This window comes from Saccharopolyspora sp. NPDC002578, assembly GCF_053592695.1.
The window spans coordinates 1-20360 of the sequence record NZ_JBSFWJ010000044.1; the positions used below are offsets into that span (position 1 = coordinate 1).

General features: G+C 70.0%; 18 protein-coding genes. 10 read left to right on the forward strand and 8 right to left on the reverse strand.

What is annotated here, in order from left to right:
* Positions 1–144 precede the first annotated feature (144 nt).
* Positions 145–1563 carry a helix-turn-helix domain-containing protein gene (locus ACWD38_RS20205; protein WP_184478321.1) on the reverse strand — a complete coding sequence of 473 codons (1419 nt, stop codon included), beginning with the start codon at positions 1561–1563 and terminating at the stop codon, positions 145–147.
* Between ACWD38_RS20205 and ACWD38_RS20210 the strand changes: the two genes are divergently transcribed.
* Positions 1564–1911, forward strand: coding sequence for a hypothetical protein (locus ACWD38_RS20210; RefSeq protein WP_221315751.1), 348 nt, complete (start codon positions 1564–1566; stop codon positions 1909–1911).
* Between the two features lie 140 nt (positions 1912–2051).
* Here the strand turns inward: ACWD38_RS20210 and ACWD38_RS20215 are convergent, their stop codons facing one another.
* The gene (locus tag ACWD38_RS20215) at positions 2052–3371 is read right to left on the reverse strand and encodes a hydrolytic protein (RefSeq protein WP_184478319.1); all 1320 of its coding nucleotides are present in this window, start codon (positions 3369–3371) and stop codon (positions 2052–2054) included.
* 223 nt (positions 3372–3594) lie between these two features.
* Between ACWD38_RS20215 and ACWD38_RS20220 the strand changes: the two genes are divergently transcribed.
* The 5 genes from ACWD38_RS20220 to ACWD38_RS20240 all read left to right on the forward strand — a co-directional run bounded on the left by ACWD38_RS20220 (position 3595) and on the right by ACWD38_RS20240 (position 11918).
* A complete protein-coding gene (locus ACWD38_RS20220; RefSeq protein ID WP_184478318.1) occupies positions 3595–4221 on the forward strand; it encodes a helix-turn-helix transcriptional regulator in 627 nt (208 codons plus the stop codon).
* Between the two features lie 405 nt (positions 4222–4626).
* On the forward strand, positions 4627–7692 hold the full coding sequence (locus tag ACWD38_RS20225; protein ID WP_450124675.1) for a hypothetical protein: 3066 nt from the start codon (positions 4627–4629) through the stop codon (positions 7690–7692).
* Between the two features lie 16 nt (positions 7693–7708).
* Complete coding sequence (locus ACWD38_RS20230) at positions 7709–8401, forward strand: DUF4255 domain-containing protein (RefSeq protein ID WP_450124676.1); 693 nt, start codon at positions 7709–7711, stop codon at positions 8399–8401.
* Entirely contained in the window at positions 8398–10371 is a 1974-nt protein-coding gene (locus ACWD38_RS20235; protein WP_450124677.1) for an ATP-binding protein, read from the forward strand. Before ACWD38_RS20230 ends, ACWD38_RS20235 begins: the two co-directional genes overlap by 4 nt.
* A gap of 1151 nt (positions 10372–11522) precedes the next feature.
* Positions 11523–11918, forward strand: coding sequence for a hypothetical protein (locus tag ACWD38_RS20240; RefSeq protein ID WP_184478314.1), 396 nt, complete (start codon positions 11523–11525; stop codon positions 11916–11918).
* Positions 11919–12102: 184 nt separating this feature from the next.
* Here ACWD38_RS20240 and ACWD38_RS20245 read toward each other — a convergent pair whose 3' ends face one another.
* Positions 12103–12687 carry a TetR/AcrR family transcriptional regulator gene (locus tag ACWD38_RS20245; protein WP_450124678.1) on the reverse strand — a complete coding sequence of 195 codons (585 nt, stop codon included), beginning with the start codon at positions 12685–12687 and terminating at the stop codon, positions 12103–12105.
* Positions 12688–12776: 89 nt separating this feature from the next.
* On the opposite strand from ACWD38_RS20245, the gene ACWD38_RS20250 reads away from it, so the two are divergent.
* Complete coding sequence (locus ACWD38_RS20250) at positions 12777–13721, forward strand: alpha/beta fold hydrolase (protein WP_450124679.1); 945 nt, start codon at positions 12777–12779, stop codon at positions 13719–13721.
* A gap of 183 nt (positions 13722–13904) precedes the next feature.
* Here ACWD38_RS20250 and ACWD38_RS20255 read toward each other — a convergent pair whose 3' ends face one another.
* Positions 13905–14735: a helix-turn-helix transcriptional regulator gene (locus ACWD38_RS20255; RefSeq protein ID WP_184478311.1), complete on the reverse strand. Its 831-nt coding sequence runs from the start codon at positions 14733–14735 to the stop codon at positions 13905–13907.
* A gap of 114 nt (positions 14736–14849) precedes the next feature.
* On the opposite strand from ACWD38_RS20255, the gene ACWD38_RS20260 reads away from it, so the two are divergent.
* On the forward strand, positions 14850–15911 hold the full coding sequence (locus ACWD38_RS20260; protein WP_184478310.1) for an aldo/keto reductase: 1062 nt from the start codon (positions 14850–14852) through the stop codon (positions 15909–15911).
* Positions 15912–15982: 71 nt separating this feature from the next.
* On the opposite strand, the gene ACWD38_RS20265 is transcribed toward ACWD38_RS20260, so the two are convergent.
* Genes ACWD38_RS20265 through ACWD38_RS20275 form a run of 3 tightly spaced genes read right to left on the reverse strand, consistent with a single transcriptional unit; the run spans position 15983 to position 17315 of the window.
* Entirely contained in the window at positions 15983–16186 is a 204-nt protein-coding gene (locus tag ACWD38_RS20265) for a DUF397 domain-containing protein (protein ID WP_450124680.1), read from the reverse strand.
* Between the two features lie 32 nt (positions 16187–16218).
* The gene (locus ACWD38_RS20270; protein WP_184485026.1) at positions 16219–16413 is read right to left on the reverse strand and encodes a DUF397 domain-containing protein; all 195 of its coding nucleotides are present in this window, start codon (positions 16411–16413) and stop codon (positions 16219–16221) included.
* Between the two features lie 44 nt (positions 16414–16457).
* Positions 16458–17315, reverse strand: coding sequence for a helix-turn-helix domain-containing protein (locus tag ACWD38_RS20275; RefSeq protein WP_450124681.1), 858 nt, complete (start codon positions 17313–17315; stop codon positions 16458–16460).
* Positions 17316–17993: 678 nt separating this feature from the next.
* On the opposite strand from ACWD38_RS20275, the gene ACWD38_RS20280 reads away from it, so the two are divergent.
* Both ACWD38_RS20280 and ACWD38_RS20285 read left to right on the forward strand, forming a co-directional pair.
* Positions 17994–18227, forward strand: coding sequence for a hypothetical protein (locus ACWD38_RS20280; RefSeq protein ID WP_450124682.1), 234 nt, complete (start codon positions 17994–17996; stop codon positions 18225–18227).
* A 279-nt stretch (positions 18228–18506) separates the two neighbouring features.
* Positions 18507–19202: a hypothetical protein gene (locus ACWD38_RS20285; protein WP_450124683.1), complete on the forward strand. Its 696-nt coding sequence runs from the start codon at positions 18507–18509 to the stop codon at positions 19200–19202.
* Positions 19203–19755: 553 nt separating this feature from the next.
* Here ACWD38_RS20285 and ACWD38_RS20290 read toward each other — a convergent pair.
* Positions 19756–20319 (reverse strand): eCIS core domain-containing protein, encoded by a 564-nt coding sequence (locus ACWD38_RS20290; protein ID WP_450124684.1) that lies wholly within the window; start codon positions 20317–20319, stop codon positions 19756–19758.
* Positions 20320–20360: the final 41 nt, after the last annotated feature.

A 20360-nucleotide genomic window follows, 5' to 3' on the forward strand; every position in this document is an offset into this window, starting at 1 on the left:
CCCAGCAGGCCGCGGGCACCCAGATCCTCGACCCGTCGATCTCCTCGACGCCCTCGTGGCGGAGCCACTCGGGAAAAAGATCCCGCAGCGAGGAAGCAACTGAGGTTCCGCCACCCGCCCCCTATGCAGACCGCGACGACGGGTCTATTCCGAGAAGACGCTTTCGTCGGTGTCGAGGGTGTTCAGTACCGGGGGTTCGGTGGCCGGGCATTGGACGGGCTGCGGCGGGCGCGGCGTGCGGAGCGCGGGGAGCGAGCGGGGGCGGGCGGTGCACGCGGGTTCCCCGCCGGGTTCCTCCGCGCCGAGCCGTTCCTCGGCGTACAACCGCAGCAGTTCGCGCAGCACGTAGCGACCGGTGCCCGCCGCGCTCTCCAGCAGCCCGACGTCCACCAGTTCCTCCAGGCCACGTTCGGCGGAGTCCACGTCGACCTCGGCCAGCACCGCCGCCCGGCGCACCGTGATGTCCGGTTCCTCGGCCAGCGCCAGCCGCCGGAACAGGGCTCGGGCGAGCTCCCCGCACTCCCGGTAGGACGCCTCGAACGCGGTCCGCACCGCGAGGTCGCCCGCGGTGAGCGCGGTGAGCCGGCGCCTCCCGTCCCCCAGCAGCCGAAGCAGGTCCGCGACTCGCCAGCGGGGTCGCCCGGCGAGCCGGTTGCCCGCGATGCGCAGTGCCAGCGGCAGATGTCCGCAGAGGTCGGCGAGCGCCAGGCTCGCCGACGGTTCGCGGCGGATTCGCTCGGTGCCGACGATCCCGGCCAGCAGCCGAACCGAGTGCGCCGGGGTGAGGACGTCCAGCGGAATCCGGAAGACGGACTCCAGTCCGGCCAGCCCGCGGGTGCCCGCGAGCAGCACCAGGCAGTCGGGATTGCTGGGCAGCAGCGGGCGCACTTGGGCCTCGTCGACGACGTCGTCGAGCAGCAGCAGCACCTTCCGGTCGCGCAGCAACGACCGGTACAGGCTGGACCGCGCGTCCGCGCCGGCCGGGAGCCGATCGGCGGCGACGCCCAGCGCGCGCAGCACGGTGCCCAGCGCGTGCCCCGGTGACCGCCGCCCGTCGCGGCGCATCGACAGGAAGAAGCAGCCGTCGGGGAAGCGTCCGGCGAGCCGGTGCCCGGAGTGCACCAGGAAGGTCGACTTTCCCACTCCTGGGGCGCCGGTCACGGCGACGACGGGGGCGCTGCGCGCGCTGCGCTGGTCGTCGAGCACCGCCAGCAGCGTGGCGGTCTCCTGCTCCCGACCGGCGAGGTCGGCGATCTCCGGCGGCGGTTCGCACAGCAGCCCGCCCCACCACCCGGTCTCCGCTCGGTCGGGGTCGTTCCCGTTGCCCGGCAACGGGTTCCGCAGTTCCGCCTCGTCGGTGGCGAGCGCGGCGGCGAGCGCGCGCAACGTGCGGGTCTGCGGACGGGTCACCCGGCCGCGTTCCATGTCGCCGATGGCGCGAGTGCTGATGCCGGTGCGCCGGGCGAGTTCCTCCTGGGTCAGCCCGGCTCTCGCCCTGCGGCGCCGGAGCACGGAGCCGAAGCCGAGGTGCGGAGGTGAACCGCCGGGTTCGACCTTCGCCATGTGCCCACCACTCTTCCGCAGCGGCGGAACGATCCGCTCGCGCCGACGTGCCGCGCCCGGAATGTCGGCCGCTGCGCTGCGGTACCGATGTTCCCCCTGATCCTCGACAATGCCGGGGCCATTATCCGGCGCCGCGCGACCCGGCACAATGGCGGCTCCCGCAGCTCGGACGAAGATACTGTTTCATCGGCACCGGCAGTGCACGAGCAGCCATTCCGCGAGCAGGAATGGATGCACCCGAATGGCAGAGGAACACCACTCTTTCAGCCGATCCACTCGACGAGGACCGGCAGAAAAGAGTGCCCTTTCTTCCTGCGGATCTTCCTGGCCGGGTTCGCCTTTCCGTGATTCGCTGGCGGTGGGGCGCCGGGTCGGGCGGCGAGCGGGAAGAATCGGGGAGAACGCGCATGGCGGGTCACCGGAACGCGGGCGGACGACGATCACGCGCACTCGGATCGCCACCTCCCGCGCGGCACCGGAGACGCAGGTCAACGCGGTGCATCACGCAGCACACCGCTGACGTTGAGCACCTCCACGCATCGGGCCGCCTGCTGCCCCGAAGGCGGCGTTCCGGGTCGTGCGCAGTTCACGACGCCGCTCACCCGCGCTTCGGCCGGAACCGCGATGGGCGTGACCCAGTGGTAGTCCTGGTTGCGGAAGGTCTCCAACGCGATCGTGGTCAACTGGCTTTCTCCGAAGTAAATGGTGAGCACGCCTTCATCGCCCTGGAAGTTCGACAGCACCAGGTCGGTGATGAACAGCACCTTGCCTTCCGGCACCCGATACACGTCCGATGCACTGCCTCCGCCATTCGTGACTACCCGAATGGTCTGCGAGAACTGTCCGCCATTCGGAGCCGTGTTCAGCCCGGGACCGGCATCTTCGCCAGGCTGTTTCTCCGGTGGTGGGGCGGGCGGTTGCGCCGCCGGAGGTTCGGGTTGCGGCGCCGGCGGTGGCACGAGCTCACCGTTGGCCGCCATCTGCCGCGCCCGATTCGCCGCCGCCTCCTTCGCGGCGCTCTCCACGCTCGGCAGGACCAGGAAGTACCACCACAGCAGCAGCGCCAGCAGCAACGCCAGCAGGGCGAGCAGCCACCGCGGCAGGATCGGGAGCTGGAGCAGTTCGCCGTCGAGCTGCTCGGGGCGTTCGTCGAGTTCCAGCGTCTCGGTCGGGGCGCCCGCGTGCACCGGTTCCACGACGAAGGTGCTCACCGGGGAAGCGGTGACCAGGAACGGTTTCGGGGTCGGCCTGCCGAACCAGATCAGCTTCGACACCCGCGCCCGCAACCGGATCTCGACCTGGTCGTCCGGTTCGAGCGCGGGCCGGTCCGATTCCACCCGGAAGCGCAGTTCCTCGGCGGGGTCGCTCGCGGTCAGCGGTACCGCGATCGGCGCGTTGCCCTGGTTGTGCAGCACGACGTGGAAGCGCCCGGAGCGCCACGCGCGGCGACGCTGCGGCGCGAGCCAGGCGCGCAGCTGCTGGAACGGTTCGATGCGCACCGTCATCTCGGGCACCGCGACCAGGTCGGGGCGCTCCACCGGACGGACCCGCACCGCCAGCGGCGTCTCCCCCGCGTACGTGGTCGCCGACCGCGGCGGGCGCAGCACGACCGTCACGGTCCCCTGGGTGCCCGGGTACAGCGAGAGCCTCGCGGGTTCCACCGTCGTCCACGGTGCGCAGTCTCCGACGACCTCGAACTCGTAGGCCTCCACGATGTCGGTGCCGTTGCGAACGGTCAGGGTCGTGGTGGCTTCCCCGCCCGGGGTGACCACGACCGTCGTGTTCTCCAACTCCGCTGAAGTGCTCACCAGAGGAAAGCTAGGTGCCCCGCGCGGCAGACGGCAGGGACTCGGGGGCAGCGGACGGGCAAGGCGGCTGCCCCCGCCGACGCCGCGGCGCTTCCCCGAACCGCCCGTCCCGCGGTATCGCCGTTCAGATGATCTTCGGCCTACGCCCGGTCGGCGAGGAAGCCGCCGAGGTCGCGCCACCCGAACCGCTACGCAGGAGTCTTACGAGGTGAGGAGTGCGGAGATGACGACGAGAGTGCCCGTCTCGGTGCATGCGGGCGATCCCCTGCTGCAGGCCGGGGTCATCGCGCAGCTGCGCCCGCGTCCGGAGGTGGACGTGCTCAAACCGGACGAGCAGGAGCGGGCGCAGGTCTCGCTGGTCGTGGTGGACCGGGTCGACGAGGAAGCGGTGCTGCTGCTGCGCCGGTTGCAGCGGGTGTCGACGACCCGCACCGGGCTCATCGTCGGCGAGTTCGGCCAGAACGCGCTGCGCGTCACCATCGAGTGCGGGGTGGCGGCGGTGCTGCGGCGTTCCGAGGCCGATCAGGACCGGGTCCTCGGTCTCATCACGGCGCTGGTGCGCGGCGAGGGCATGTTGCCGGGCGACATGCTCAGCAGGTTGCTCGACCACGTGGGCAGGTTGCAGCGCAATTCCGCCGACGCGCAGGGGTTCAACCTCTCGACGCTGACCGCGCGGGAGGTGGAGGTGCTGCGGCTGATCTCGGAGGGCTTCGACACCGGGGAGATCGCGGTGAAGATGTCCTACTCGGAGCGCACGGTGAAGAACATCCTGCACGAGGTCACCACCCGCCTCCAACTGCGCAACCGAGCGCACGCCGTCGGCCACGTGATGCGCCAAGGACTGATCTGACGCCCCCTCCCGAAACCCCGCGGGCCGCTCACGATTCGCGCACCAGCGACATACAGCTGAGAACCCACCCTGATCAGCGTTGATCCAGGCGAACACCGCCCTCGGTATTCGTCCTGTCAGCGGCAAGCCGCTGAGCAGCGACCACCTCGGAAACCGGCACCGCCGCGGGTTCTCAGTCGGTCTCTCGCGAGGACGGCTTTTTCCCTCGTGGCGGAGCCACTCGGGAAAAAGATCCCCGCAGCGAGAGACCGACTGAGGTTCCGCCACCCGACCCCAGAGCAGAACGAGCCGACCGACGTTGCCCGAAAGTCCCCGGGGTGTTTCCCGCGTTGGTGCCTGCCGTGCCCTCTGCGCGACCGCGCGCACTCGCGAGGATCAGGCCGGGAGCGAGCGGGGAGGTCGTGGATGAGGGTGGTCCGGTCGACACGGTCCGGGGTCGCGTTGGCCGGGGTGCTCGTGGTGCTGTGCGGGTTGATCGGGGTCCCGACGGCGACCGCGCAGCAGGAACCCGCGCCGCCGGCGGACGAGGGACGGATCGCGTTCTCCGGTACGGGGCACCGCAGTCTCGCCACCGCGCCCGGCGACGGGCAGCGTCCGTCCGAGCCGTACCTCGACGACGGCCACTACGCGCAGCAGCCGGACGCGCGCGGCGGGCTGGTGGTGTTCACGAGCCTGCGCGACGAGACCAAGCCGCAGGTGTACCTGCGGGACGCTTCGGGGGCGGTGCGCCGGCTCACCCACGGCCGCGATGCCGCACATCCGAAGTTGTCGCCCGATCTGCGGTGGGTCGTGTTCGATTCCGCCGAGCACGGGAAGAAGGGGCCGCAGCGGGAGCTGTGGATGGTGCGGATCGACGGGAAGAAGATGCTGCGGCTCACCTTCTCGCCGGTCGACGAGACGTGGCCGACGTTCTCCCCGGACGGCGGGAAGCTCGCGTTCGCGAGCAATGCCACCAAGAGCTGGCAGATCTACACACGGCACGTGTTCGGGAAGTTCGCGCACCTGCGCACCGAGGAACCGACCGGGGGCGCGGTGCAGCCCGCGTGGAACCCGGTCGACGAGGACCGAATCGCCTACACGTGGGACGCGGACGGGAACCTCGACGGCACCGAGGACCAGCAGGTGCGGGTGCTGTCGGCTCCCTCCCACCACCACCATCCGCCGCATCCGACGGTCGGCGTCCCGCTGCTGGGCGGGGATCAGGCGGGGTGGCCGAGCAGTTGGCCGGTGTGGCGGCCGGACGGGAATTCGTTGCTGTTCCTGAGCAGGTACCGGATCGGCGTGGGCGTGTCGGAGACCACCTGGGTCTACCGGGTCGACGCCCCCACCGCGCCGACGACGAGCACGCCGGTGCTGCTGATCGACGAGCCCGGGGACGTCTCCTCGCCCGCGCAGCTGCCCGACGGCGAGGTGCTGGTGGAGCGCCCGACGGCGGGCGAGAACGTGGCGGTGCTGCAGGACATCCGGCCCGACGGCAGCGATCCGCGCAGCCTCGGGGTGGACGTGCTGCACGAGGATCCGCTCGCGGTGGAGGACTCCAGCAAGCTGTTCGAGCCGGGTGCGGACTACGACCCGTGGACCCAGCGGCAGTCGTACTCCCCGGACGGCGGGACGATCGCGGTGAGCGTGTTCAGCGGGCCCGCGGGCGACCGGGTGCAGCGGATCGAGCTGATGAACTCGGACGGGACGAACCGGCGGCTGCTGAACATCGCCGATCGTCAGCCCGGAGATTGGGAAACCGACGCGGCGTGGTCCCCGGACGGGCGCGAGATCGCCGTGGCACGGCGTTCGCCGGGCGGCCTGCCCACCGATCAGAGCCGGGGCAAGAGCCGCATCGTGGTCGTGAACGTCGCGACCGGCGAGGTCACCGGCCGACTGGCTCCGCAGAACCCCGCCCAGGACGACACCCAGCCGTTGTTCTCTCCGGACGGCGGGACCCTCGCGTTCAGCCGGGGCGAGCTGATCAAGGAGCCCGGCGAGCGCTACAACCACATCTGGTTCGCCGACGCCCAGAGCCTCGGTGACCAGCGCAACATCACCGAGGCGCTCTGCCAGTGCCCGGAGATGGTGGTCGACGACAGCGCCGCGTTCTCACCGGACGGGCAGAGCATGGCGTTCAACCGGGAACCGCACGGCCTCTACCGCCTCGACCTCGCCGAGCAGGACGTCAGCGCATCGTGCGAGGTGGTCCTGCCCGCCGACGAGGACACCTGCCGCGACACCCCCGGCAAGGTCGAGGAGGGCCAGGAACCACCGGAGCACTACCAGCCGCGCGACCTCAGCTGGTCGCCGGACGGCAGCAAGGCGGTGTTCTCGGAGCGCGCGGACGAGAACGCCGCCGAACATCTGTCCATAGTGGACATGGAGACGGGTGGGATCACCCCGCTGACGCAAGGATTCCCGGGACGCCAGAAGGAAGCCACCTGGCAGGCCACGGTCGACATGAGCGTGACCGCGCCGGAACGCACGAACGAGATCGACGAGGGCGACTCGGTACGGGTGACCGCGCAGGTCACCAACAACGGTCCCGCCGCCGCGCCCGGCGCGGAGGTGGAGCTGACCGTGCCGGACGGGGTGCGGTTGACCGGGATGGACTCCAGCACCGGGGACTGCTCCGGCGGGCGCTGCTCGCTCGGGACGCTGCAACCGGATCAGACCGTGCGGGTCACCGCGACCGTCGTCGGAGTGCAGGGCGGCGACCGGCGGCTGAGCTGGGAGGCGCACGGCCGGATGCGGGACAGCAGGCCCGCCGACAACACCGCCACCACCGTCGTCCCGGTGCGCGGCCCGGAACCACCGCCGCCGCCACCTCCGCCGCCACCTCCGGCCGGGCCGGGCGTGGCGGTGCGGGCCGACCCGAACCCGTCCTACGTGGGAGGCCGCACCGACGTGCGGTTCACCGTGCGCAACACCGGCGAGTCCCCGGCGACGGGCTTGACGCTGGACATGGCGCTCCCGCCGGGAATCCCGGTGACGGCGCTGCCGCCGGGGTGCAGCGCCACCCAGTGCCTGCTGCCGGACCTCCCGCCCGGCGCGGAACGGCCGGTGGTCATCGGGCTCGCCCCGAACGCCGCGCTGGACACGACGATCACCGGCACGCTGCGCACCACCGGCACCGACACGACTCTGGCCGACAACGTGGCGCGCACGCCGTACCGGGTGCTGCAACCGCGCATCGTCGCGGTCCCGGAGGTCGGTGAGCCGGGCTTCGTGACGTCGGTGCGCGGCTTCGACTTCCCACCGGGCGCGCCGGTGCGGCTGCGCTGGACGCCGGGCATCACGGCGGCCGCCGCGCCCACGTTCCCCGGCACCGACGGCCGGTTCGCCGCGCAGCTGCTGGTCCTGCCGAAGGACCTGCTCGGCCCGCGCACCATCACCGCCGAGGGGCCGGGTTTCAGCCCGGTGGACGCGCCCAGGCCGTTCCTGGTCGTGGCCCCGACCGTCCCGCCGCCGCTGATGGGGCGCCGATGATCCGGAGGTGCCCGCGATGATCCACGAAGTGGACGAGGGCCTGCGGCTGCTGCTGGCCGAGGAGGGCGTGCCCGGTTCCGGCGTGGAGCTCGCCTTCGACCCGCCCACCACGGACTGGGCGGCGAAGCGCAACGCGCCGACGGTGAACGTGTTCCTCTACGACATCCGGGAGTACTCGGCGCAACGCCAGCGCGGTTCGATCGAGAAGCTCGACGAGGCGGGCACCGTCATCGGCCGGTTCGACCCGCCGCGCTGGTTCCAGCTGGCCTACCTGGTCACGGCGTGGACGAACCGCCCGCAGGACGAGCACCGGCTGCTCGCGCAGGTCTTGCGCGGCCTGGCCCGGCATGAGGCGCTGGATCCGCAGTGGCGTACCGGAACGCTCGCGGAGCTGGGATTGTCGGTGTCGTTGGAGACCGGCGGGGAGCTCGCCGAAGGCCGTTCGCCCACCGACGTGTGGTCGGCCCTGGGCGGGGAGCTCAAGCCCTCGATCACGCTGCGGGCGACCGCACCGCTGGCCGGGGACCTGCGGCTCGTGGGCCCGCCGGTGACCGAAGGCGTCTCCCTCAACACGCGCGCCGCGGTGTCGGAGGGCGAAGTCGACGAGCGGCGCCACCTGCGCTACGAGGACACCGGCGCCGAAGGCGACGACTTCTCCTCGCACCGGCCCCGGCCGGGCGGCAGGCGGCGCATGCGGGGGCCGTTGTGAGCGGCGAGCTGTGGGACCGGTTGCGGGCCGTGGAGCAGCGGGTCCGGGTGGCGCTGGACGCCCGCGACGATCCGGGCCGCGACGATCCGTACCGCGGCCTGTACCTGACCGAGGAACTGGTGCGGCAGGCCCTGGAGACCCCGTCGGCGGCGTGGTCGGCCGAGCCCGTCGAGGTCGCGGAGCCGGAGTCCCGGCTGGCGCGGCTCGCGGCGGATTTCGGCTTGGACGCCTGGGAAGTGGAGTTCCTGCTGATCGCGCTCGCCCCCGAGCTCGACGCCCGGTTCGAGCGGCTCTACGGCTACCTCAACGACGACGTGACGCGGCGGCGCGCGACGGCGGGCATGGTGCTGGAGCTGTGCGGGATGCCCACGGCGGGCGCGGACCGGTTCCGCTTCGCCCCCGGCGGGCCGCTGATCGCGGGCGGGCTGCTGGAGGTGCAGGAACCCGACCGGCCGCTGCTGACCCGAACGGTGCGGGTGCCGGACCGGGTGGTCGCGCACCTGATCGGCGGCGACGCGCTGGATCCGGCGGTGCGCGGGCTGGCGCGGGCGGTCGACGAGCCGGTCACCGAACCGGCGGAGCTGGTGAAACGCCTGGCCACCGGCCTCGACGCGGGCATCGGCCCGGTGCACCTGCGCGGCTCGTCGGGCGCCGAGCAGCACGCGGTGGACGCGCTCGCGGTGAGCGGTCGCGCCGCGCTCGTCGTGGACGTGGCGGCGCTGGCCGCCGAAGCGGAACCACCGGTGGCGGAACTGGTGCGGGAGGCGCGGCTGAGCAGGTCCGGCCTGGTGCTCGGGCCGGTGGAAGCCTTGGCGGGCCCCGAATCGGCGCGCACCCTGCGGCGGCTGCTCGACGCGGCGGAGCGGATTCCGCTGCTGCTGCACGGTTCCGGCGGCTGGGACCCGGCGTGGGCGCGGCAGGCTCCGCTCACGATCGCGCTGCCGGAACCGGACCGCACCGCGCGCGCCGCGCAGTGGCACCGGGCGCTCGCGGAGGCGGGCGCGTCCGACGAGGTCGACGCGGAGGCGTTGAGCGCGTACCGCCTCGACGCGGACCAGGTGCGCCGGGCCGCCTCGGTGGCGACGAGGCTCGCCCGCTTGGAAGGCCACCCGCTCACCCCCGAACACCTCCGCTCCGGCGTGCGAGCGCAGAACGGCGCCGGCCTGGCCCGCCTCGCCCGCCGCATCACCCCCGGCGTGAACTGGGACGACCTGGTGCTGCCCGAGCAGACGCGGCGTGCGCTGGCGGAGCTGTCGGTGCGCGCCCGCCACCGCGATCGGGTGCTCGGCGACTGGCGGATGCGCCCCGGCGGCGGTCGCGGTCGCGGCGTGGTGGCCCTGTTCGCCGGGGAGTCCGGCACCGGCAAGACCATGTCCGCGGAGGTCGTCGCCGCCGACCTGGGCATGGAGCTCTACGTGGTCGACCTGTCCACCGTGGTCGACAAGTACGTGGGCGAGACGGAGAAGAACCTGGAGCGCATCTTCACCGAAGCCGCCGGCGTGAACGGCGTGCTGCTGTTCGACGAGGCCGACGCGATCTTCGGCAAGCGCTCCCAGGTCAAGGACGCCCACGACCGCTACGCCAACGTCGAATCGGCCTACCTGCTGCAGCGCATGGAGTCCTTCGACGGCATCGCGGTGCTCACCACGAACCTCCGCGCGAACCTCGACGAGGCCTTCACCCGCCGCCTCGACGTCATCGCCGACTTCCCCATGCCCGAACCGGACCAACGCCGAGCCCTGTGGGACCGCACCCTCGGCGACGCCGTCCCCCGAGCCGACGACCTCGACCTGGACCGCTGCGCCGAGCGCTTCGAACTCGCGGGCGGCTCCATCCGATCCTGCGCCGTCACCGCCGCCTACCTCGCCGCCGAAGCCGGCGGCGAGGTCACCATGAACCAACTCCTCAACGCCATCCGCCAGGAATACGCCAAGCTGGGGCGCCTCGCTTTGGACGCGGAGTTCGGCTAGTAAAATTGGAAATGCCCGCGACTTTTCAGGCAAATACAGGTGCAGATCAGAAGAGGGAATGTTCGAGACTCAACGTCAAATCATTACCGTCGCCGCACGGCCGATCGATTTCCTTGCATGCACCCCGGTGACCGTCGACGAATTCGAGCAAGAAACACATCTCACCCGTTCACCGACGGCCACCGGAGTTCGATCAGCAGAACGGATCGAGCGCTCTTTTCGGAATGAGGTCGATCCGTCCTCGGGCACCTGCGTCACGATCACGATGACGACAGGCAAAGCACTCCCCATGCCGCGACCCGTTCGGGCTCGCGGGTCACCCACCGGTCACGCCGGCGACCGATGTATCAGAAAATCCGCAGTTCGTACCGTCCGCCGTTCCACGAAGTGCAGCTCCACCCGCTCGCTTTTCCGGAGTCCACGTAGCTTTGACCGACCTTGTTGCACTCCTTCTTCGTCGGGTACGAACCGACGACCTCCGCCGGCTGGACGTCCGCCGAGCTGGGAGCCTCAGCCGAAGCGGCACCCACACCGGCCGTCGCGACCCCTGCGGCGCACAGCGCGAGCGCGGCCATAGTCTTACGAATCAACATTCGAACCACCTTTGTGAATCAGGAAGGCGACCAACGCCCTTACACGAACAAGATTAGGCGGGAACGCCCCATCAAAGGGCGATGATGCGAACGGCCGGAGGGGTTTCCCTCATAGTTCGCGCGCCGCGAAACCGGGCGATTCCCGCAGCCTGATCACGGCGGCCGGATCATCACGTGCCCGGCAGTCCATAAAGTATTCGAAATGGTCCGGCAAAACCGATTTCAAGCCTGGAATCGACGACGTTCTCGCACTGCGTCGACCGCGCGGAACCTGCTGCGCAGACCGAACGGGGAATGCGAGATCGCGCGCTACGAGGACGTCCACCGACTTTCGCCACGCCTGCGGACCCCGGAACCACGCCGGGGCTTCTCGCATCTCGCCAGGACGACTTCCCGGCCTTTCACCTGCGACGCCGGCCATGATCGGGGCGCCGCGGACCAAGAGCCACTTCCCAGCTGAACGCCGACCCCGGTGCCGGGACGGTGGTAACGCCTGCCGGCCGACCCGTATCCGCAGGCCAGGCCCAGGGCGTCACGGCGATTTGGTAGACATCAGGTATGGCAGCGCGCGAAGAGGACTCGGCCTGGACGGTGTTCGTATCGGACTCGTTGCAGGCGCGCCTGGACACCTACTGCGGCGACGACGGCACACCCACCGCGGTCGTGTTCGAGGCGATCGAGGCGCTGCGCGACCGGTTGCCGGACGTGGTGCGCGACGCGCGGGCGCGGCTCCAGTCGCCGCACGCCCGGGACGAGGTGCACTACCTGGGCTCCGGCCCGGTGCAGGTCCGCATCCGCCCCGACGAGGACCAGGCCATGCTGCTGGACCTGCTGTCCTACGAGCTCGGCGTCCCGGCCACGACCTGGCTCCCCCCGCTGCTCAACGCCCACCTCCCCGGCCGCCGGGAACCGGACAACATGCCCTGGATCATCCAGGCCCCCGCCGAGCGATAAGCGCGGCGCGCACGACCTGCAGGGCGTTCCTTGCGCCTTGCCCATCGGCAGCGTTCTCCGCGCAGGCCGACGCGATCCGCGACCGCAGCGCCGGTGCGCGCGGCCGCAAGACGACGCGACCGCGTTCGCCGGTCGGCAGAAGGGGCGACATCCGCACCCGCCGGACCGCCGACGAACTCAGGACCTAGCTCCGGGCGCGCAACGCCTGCGAGAGCGCGCTCATGCTGATGTCGATCACCGCGCGGAGCTGCTCCGGGCTCGTCCCGGCCCTGCTCATCACGGCCACCGACTGGTTGACCGCCGCGATGTGCACGGCGAAGTCGTCGGCGTCGGCCAACTTCGCGGCGGTCAAGGCGGCCCGCAGCCGCGCACGCTGGAAGCTCAGGGCTTCGATCGCGCGCGCGGCGATGTCGGGGCTCAGCACGGGTATCGCCATCGCGGTCTGGGCGACCAGGCATCCGTCCGGCAGGTCGGGGTCGGCGATGCGCTCCAGCGTGACTCCGAAGAAATCCCGGATCGCCCGCAGCGGCTCGTCGGGCGCGCTCGACAGGGCCTGGTCGTACCGGCCCCCGTAGCGCGTGGCGTAGCGGTCCAGGCAGCGCAGGTAGAGCGAGTCCTTGTCGCCGAGCGAGGAGTAGATGGAACTGCGGTTCAACCCGGTCGCCCTGGAGAGGTCGTCGAGGGAGGTCGCGGCGTACCCGGCTCGCCAGAACTGGACCATCGCCGCGTCGAGCACGAGGTCCACGTCGAACTGCTTCTTCCCGGCCATCACGCATGCACCTCGTTCTCGAACCCGGCCGCCGTGCCGCTGCCATCGTATCTTGAACCAGACAGTTCAAGATGCATTAGCCTTGAGACATGACTGACGCTGAAACCGCCGCGAACCGCTCTCGCGGCCAGAACTCGATCTCCGGGTTGCCGCTGCACGACCTCGCGGGATTCACCCACCGCTGGGTCGACGCGGACGGCATCCGGCTCCATGCCGTGGACAGCGGTCCGCCGACCGGTCCTGCCGTCGTCCTGCTCGCCGGGTTCCCGCAGACCTGGTGGGCTTGGCGCAAAGCGATGCCGCGCCTCGCCGAGCGATTCCGCGTGATCGCCATCGACCTGCCGGGACAAGGCCATTCCGACCGCCCTCACGACAGCTACGACACGCACACCGTTGCTTCGCGCGTCCAGGCCGCTGTCACCGCACTCGGCGTGTCGAAGTACTGGCTCGTCGCCCACGACATCGGGGCCTGGGTCGCCTTCTCGCTGGCCCTGATGCACGAAGAGCGCCTGCGCGGTGTCGCTCTGCTCGACGCCGGAATCCCCGGGATCACCCTCCCGGACGCGGTCCCCACGAATCCCGAGCAGGCATGGAAGACCTGGCACTTCGCGTTCCACCTGGTGCCCGAACTTCCCGAGACGCTGCTCACCGGTCATGAGCGCGACTACGTCGGCTGGTTCTTGAAGGTCAAAGCTCTGTCCCCGGACACGTTCGACGGTGCCGATATCGACCACTACGCGGCCTCCATCGCGGCCGAGGGTGGTCTGCGAGCGTCCCTCGCCTACTACCGCGATGCCGCGGAATCGGCGCGCAAGAATCACGACGCCCTGGGCCGAGGGCACTTGACCGTCCCGCTCTTGGGAATCTCCAGCTCCCACGGCTCGATCCCCGACATGGCCGCTTCCATCAGCCCTTGGGCGGACAACGTGACAGGCGTCGTCATCCCGCAGGCCGGACACTTCATCCCCGACGAGCAGCCCGACGCGGTCGTGGACGCGTTGATCGCGTTCATCGATCACGAACGCGCGGGGTAGGTCCTCAGCACCGCGCCACGTGCTCCGCTGCGAGCGGCGCGAAGGCGTTTTCCCGCGTGTACCGCACCGGTGGTTCTCGACCTGCACGTCCAGGCGGTGGCCGGACGTTCCGGTTGACGCGAACCGATCACGATCGACGACCAGCACGACGACCGGCCCGGTGCGCACTCGCCGCGTCCCGCGTCACCGCGTGCGCAGGCGTTCCAGGGCCGTCCGGCTGGGTTCGTCGGCGCCACGGCAGATCATCAGGCGCTGGTCGGAGTCCTGCAGCGGCACGAGGACTTCGAAGTGCACGTCGACCGCGCCGATCTCGGGGTGGCGCATCGCCTTGCTGCCGCGGCCGTTGAGCTTGACGTCCCGTTCCTCCCACAGCCGCGCGAATTCCGCGTCGTGCGCGATGGCTTCGGTGATGAGGCCGGTCAGCGCCGGGTCCTGCGGGTGGGCGGCCCACGCGGTGCGCAGGTGGGCGACGCCCTCGCGCCGGACGCGGTCGCGGTCGACGTAGAACTCGCTGATCTCCGGGTGCAGCAGGCACAGCCACATCGCGTTGCGCCGCGACGGCGGGAGCGCGTCGAAGCCCACCAGCAGCCCCGCCATCTCCTCGTTCCAGGCGAGCACGTCGAAGCGGTGGTTCATCACCATCGCGGGCAGCGGCGCCAGGTCGGCCACCAGCCGGGCCAGCGGCGGCGCCGCGACGGTGGTGGGCCCGTCGGGGTCGCGGGGGCGCTGCCCGGTGAGGTCGAAGAGGTAGGTGCGTTCGTCGGCGCCCAGGCGCAACGCCGCCGCCAGCGCCTCCACCACGTCCGCCGACGGCCGCAGCCCGCGCGCCTGTTCCAGCCGCACGACGTAGTCGATGCTGATCCCGGCCAGCTCGGCGACCTCCTCGCGGCGCAACCCCGGCGTGCGCCGGGACCGCCGGCGCGGCAGGTCGAAGTCGTCCGGGTCCAGGCGTTCGCGCCTGGTCCGCAGGAACGCGGCGAGCTCCTGCGTCGGATCCACCACACCGATCGTCATGCGTGGTTCAACAGCCGGGGTAGGACCGGTGTTCCCAGGAAGTTCCTTCCCTTACCCGCCCTCCGCGATCGGCGCAGGCTCGGCGGCGAACGAGGACGAACTCAGGAGGACGCAGTGCAACTCACCCTGGACACCTACCGCCTGCTGGGCCGTTCCGGGCTGCGGGTCTCGCCGCTGGCGCTGGGCGCGGCGACCTTCGGCACCGAGTGGGGCTGGGGCGCCGAGCAGGACGAGGCCCGCAAGTTGTTCGACACCTACGTCGAGCGCGGCGGCAACTTCATCGACACCGCCAGCACCTACACCGACGGCAGCTCCGAACGACTGCTCGGCGACTTCACCCGCAGCGACCGGGAAAGCCTGGTGCTCGCGACGAAGTACACGACGCTGCGCCGACCCGGCGACCCGAACTCCGGCGGCGCGAACCGCAAGAGCCTGTTCGGGTCCGTGGAATCCAGCCTGCGGCAGCTGAACACCGACTACATCGACCTGCTCTACCTGCACGTGTGGGACTTCACGACACCCGTCGAGGAGATCCTGCGCGGGCTCGACGACCTGGTGCGCGGCGGCAAGGTGCTGTACGTGGCCATCTCCAACGCCCCGGCCTGGCAGGTGTCCCGGATGCAGGCCATCGCCGACCTGCGCGGCTGGTCCCCGCTGGTCGCGCTGGAGATCGAGTACAACCTGGCCCAGCGCGGCGGCGAGCGTGACCTGATCCCGATGGCGCGCGAGATGGGGCTGGGCGTGGTCCCGTACTCGCCGCTGGCGGGCGGTGTCCTCACCGGCAAGTACACCCGCGCGGACCTCACCGGGGACGGCACCGCCTCCGCGGACAGCAACCGCAAGAGCTTCAACCACGCCCTCGGCACCGTCACCGAACGCAACCTCGCCGTCGCCGAGACCGTGCGGGAGGTCGCCGCCGAACTCGGCCGCACCCCCGCTCAGGTCGCGCTGGCCTGGACCCTGCACAACCCGGCCGTGACGGCACCGGTCATCGGCGCCCGCACGCCCGCGCAGCTGGAGGACAACCTCGGCGCCCTGGACGTCGACCTCACCGAACCCCCGCTGTCCCGCCTCGACGCGGCCAGCGCGATCGAACTCGGCCTACCGCACGACATGCTCGCCGGCGACCACATCCGCCAGGCCACCGCGGGAGACCTGAAACTCGAACCACGCTGACGAACGCCGAGTGGCGCGGTACGGCCGAGGACGAGCCCAGGAGGATTCCTGCCTGGGCTCGTCTTCGCGACTCACGCGTCGAAGCGACCGTGCCTGATCGCACCCACGAACGCCGACCACTGCGCGCTGGTCGCCGTGAAGTGACCAGCGTCCCGATCCTTCGTATCCCGGACCGCGGCACCGTCGGTCACCCGACCGACCTCGACGCAGCTGTCGGTCTGGCTGCTCCGGCTCGACTTCCGCCAGCCGCTGGGAATCCCCTGCCGCACCGTCATGCCGTCGCCTCCGCTCCTCACCGCATTAACAGTCAGCCGGGCCGCCCTACGTCGAAGGTGCCGTTCTTGAGCTCTGCCAGGAAGGTCGACCAACTCGCGGGCGCGAAGGGCAGCACGGGGCTCATCTGACCGAGCTTGCTGTCCCGAACGGCTGTCACACCTGGAATTGCCGCGACCTCGACGCACTGACCGTTCGGAGTGCTGCGCGAACTCTTGCGCCAAGACATGTTTGCCAGACCGACATGGTTCGAGGCAGACCCGCTGGGTCGAGTCACGTCGACTCCTTGGAAATCTTCTTGACCAGCTCGCCCGTTCGGTCGGGATCAGCCGCTCGTGCGCGCAGGTGGTCGAACAGTTCTCGATACCAGACTACGTCGGCTGCACCGTCCAGGTACAAGCCTCCGTGGGCATCGAGATAAGCAACATCGGTGTCACCTGTGTCCGGAAATCCCAGAACCGCGAACCCACCCGAGATGGCCGGATGACTTCCTGCGCTGAAGGGCAGAACCTGCAGAACGATGTTCGCCCACGTCGATACTTCTACGAGGTGATCGAGCTGCTCCCGCATGACCTCCGGCCCGCCGAACGGTCGTCGGAGCACGGCCTCGTCCAAGATCGCCCACAGCTTGAGCGGATCTTCCCGTTGCAGAACTTGCTGACGCAGCATCCGAACCTTGACCTGCCGCTCCACACGTTCCGAACTGATCCCCGGCACTGTCCGGGCAAGAGCTCGAACGTACGCCTCCGTCTGCAAGAGGCCGGGGATCAGCTGCGGTTCGAAGTTGATGACCTCGGCCGCTTCGGCTTCGAGACCGACGTAGCCGTGGAACCAGGTCGGCAGCAAGTCGGAGTAGGAGTTCCACCAGCCGCGCCCGCGTGAGCCACGAGTCAGGTCGAGCAGCCCCTCTGCGTCATTCCCGCTGACGCCGTACAGCTCCAAGAGCGCGCGGATGTCACCGATGCGAGGACGCTGGACTTTTCCTCGCTCCAGGCGGGAAATCTTCGTCTGCGACAAGTCGTCGAGACGTTCGGCCGCGTCCGTCGCGCTCATGCCCGCTTGCTCGCGCAGCAGACGCAGCTCGATCCCGAGCCGACGACGGCTCACCATCGATCCGGTGCCGCTCGTCATCCGCAACCCCTCCTCCGGCGCCAATCCGACTCAGTCTGCCCGACTCGCCTCCGGCGACTTCGCGGGGCTAACTCCAGGTTGACCCGTTCGTGGATCTAGCCAAACCGACTTAGTCACTTTTAAGGTTGCGAACCAGGTTACCCGAACTAGACGTCGACACGACGAGTCGTTTCCGGCCCCCTGACCCCGCCTCGCAACGCACTCGGCGAAACGAAGGAGACGACATGAACCCTGGCTCCGCACCGCTCCGCCTGCTGCGAAAGTCTTTTCCTCCCAACGGGATCACGTACCACAAGCCCGCCCCGGCAGTACTGAAATCACTACCGCACAGATAGCGGTCCCGGTCGCCCGCTGTGCCGATGCTCCGGTGGGTGATCGCGCCCCGTCGGCCGCCGTGCCCCCGAAACTCGGGTGGTCGGCGGGGTTCCACTGATCCACCGGTTCCCCGGCGGGATGCCCACCGACGTCCCGCCGGGGTGGACCGGCACCTGACGACGCCCCTCGACCGGTGCCGGTCCCGGGCCGGACCGCGTCCTCCCCGAGCGCGGCCCGGAACGTCCGGCCGCACGACTTTCCCTCCCCCGGTCGTGCGGCCGGATTCCCGCATTCCCGCGCGCTGCCCGAACTTCCTCTTCCGCCCGAGCCGAGGCCCGGACGGCCACTCCCCCAGGACGCCGCATGATTCCCAGGGCCTACGGGCTTCCCTGCGCCTGGCACTACGAGCCGGGCCGCGACATCACCGTGCGCTGGGGCCGCCCCGATCCGGTCTTCACGGTGCACTCCGGTGACCGGCGCGGAGAACGCGGCGACCACGCCCTCATCGACACCGTTCCCGTCGCGCAGCCCTGGGTGAACGACCACGACGTCGCCCGAAAAGCCCACACCTGGGCCAAGAACAATCCCCGCACCTGAGAACGCATCTGAGACGACGAGTCACATTCCACCCCGATCCACCTGCGCTGGGCCCTTCGACGAACTCGTGCCGCGCAGGCTCAGGAAGCTCTGAAACGACATGGCTTCAAGGCATTCGAACCACGCGTGCACCAATACATCCTGGCGTCGGCCGGTCAAGAGGGATTCGGGCACGAAGATTTCACATTGTCTACTTCGACGGCTCTGTCGGGCTGAAAGCACGAGGTGCCATGGTGAATCGCCTGCCATTCCCTGAAGACCAGCAGCACTGGAGTCACGATGCGCGAACATGCCAGAATCGAAGACGAGATCCCTTCTCATGCTGGACGTGTCATTGACGCCGAGAAGCACGAGACGACCCAGCGCCTCGTCTACAGCCCGGTGACCGCCGGCAGCGTCTTGGCATTGCAGCGTGCCGTAGGCAACGCCGCGGTGGCGAAGGAACTGGAAGATCACACCGCGCGGAGGACGGCTCGGACGACGCAGGAGTCAAGACCCGGTATCGAGCGGCACGGCGAATCGTCCTATCACAGCGTGCAGAGGATGACACAGCGCGCCTTCGGCACGTGGACCATGAAACAGAGTACTGCCGGGGACCACGCCAGCAACGACTTCTTGGCGTACGTGTACGCACAACGGGCAGACAGAGGCAAACGCTGGCAGAGCAATTTCGCCGTACTCGAGTACGTCGACAACGACGATGCCGGCCAGCACAAGTACCTGGACTCCTTCAACCTCGGCAACTACTCGCTCCATTCGGAAGAGGTAATCTTCTGGCAGCTCAGCAAGATGGATTACCGGCCGGTAGCGCTGTTCAGCGACCGAAAACCCTGCGAGGGAGGCAAGGGGAGCTGCATGGGGCAGACGATCGGTCCCGCGATCACGGCCAGGGCGGCGGGGTACGACGTTCCGATCTACTTCGCCACAGACTATCCGCCAGCGAACCAAACGGAGATCAAGAACTGGTGGGAGTAACGGAACTCGCCGACCGACTGCGGCTCGACTGTTCCGCGCACCAAGAAAAGCCCAGTCGATCATGCGAGCTGGATAGTCACCGATAGAGAACCGCCCCGCTCCGGGATGAAACGGGGCGGTTCGTCTTCAGCCAGGCCGGATCCGATGACCGAAGCGGCCCAACGCCGAGCGTTGTGGGACCGAACCCTCGGCGCCGCTCTCCCCCGCGCCGACGACCTCGACCTGACTTCTGCGCCGACCGCTTCGGACTCGCCGGAGGCTCCATCCGAGCCTGCGCGGTCACCGCTGCCTAGCTCGCCGCCGAAGCCGCGAGGCGATTTCCATCTGCTAACTCCAGGACGCTGCGCGCCATCGGTCAGCTCTGCCTTGGGGTGGTTGAGGACGCGATGACAGGGCACGTTGGCCGAAGTTCTGTAGTGGCATGAGCACTTCGAAGGGCACGCCTATGGCCCAGGGGTGACGCGAGATCGCGCAGTACGAGGACGCCTACCGGCTCTGCTACGTGCGCGGCCCAGGAGGGGTGATCGTGGCGCTGGCCGAACCGCTCGGCTGATCAGTCCTCCGGCTCCTCCACCGGCCCGCGCATCACGCGGTGCGCGTTGGCCTCGGCCGCCCGTTCGAAGTGGTCCGAGGGGTCGGAGATCTTGAGTCCGTTGCCGTTGTCGGTGCCCGCGACGGGGCCGGAGCGCTGCTGCACGACGTGGGTGAGCTCGTGGGCGAGGGTGTGCTTGTCGGAGGCGCCGGAACCGAGCACCACGTTGTTGCCGGAGGTGTAGGCGCGCGCCCCGATCTCGGAGGCGGACCGCTGCGCGGTGGCTCCGGTGTGCAGCCGCACGTCGGAGAAGTTCGCCCCCAGGCGGGACTCCATCTCCTGGCGCACCGGCGCGTCCATCGGTTTCCCGGACGACTTCAGCACGTCCTCGCCGGACCAGGCGGGTTCCGGAGCGGGCTCCGGGGGCGCCATCCGCCGCTGGATCAGCCGGGTCACGGCCGCGTTGCCGAGGGTGCGCTGCAGGTGCAGCAGCTCCTCGGCGGTGCCGGAGTGCTCGGGTGCTCGGGTGGTGCGTTCGGGTTTCGCCGCGGACTTCGCCGCCTCGTGCTGTTCGTGCTCCCGCATGGCCCTCCTCCTGACCCGGCAACGGCACCACTCCTACCGGC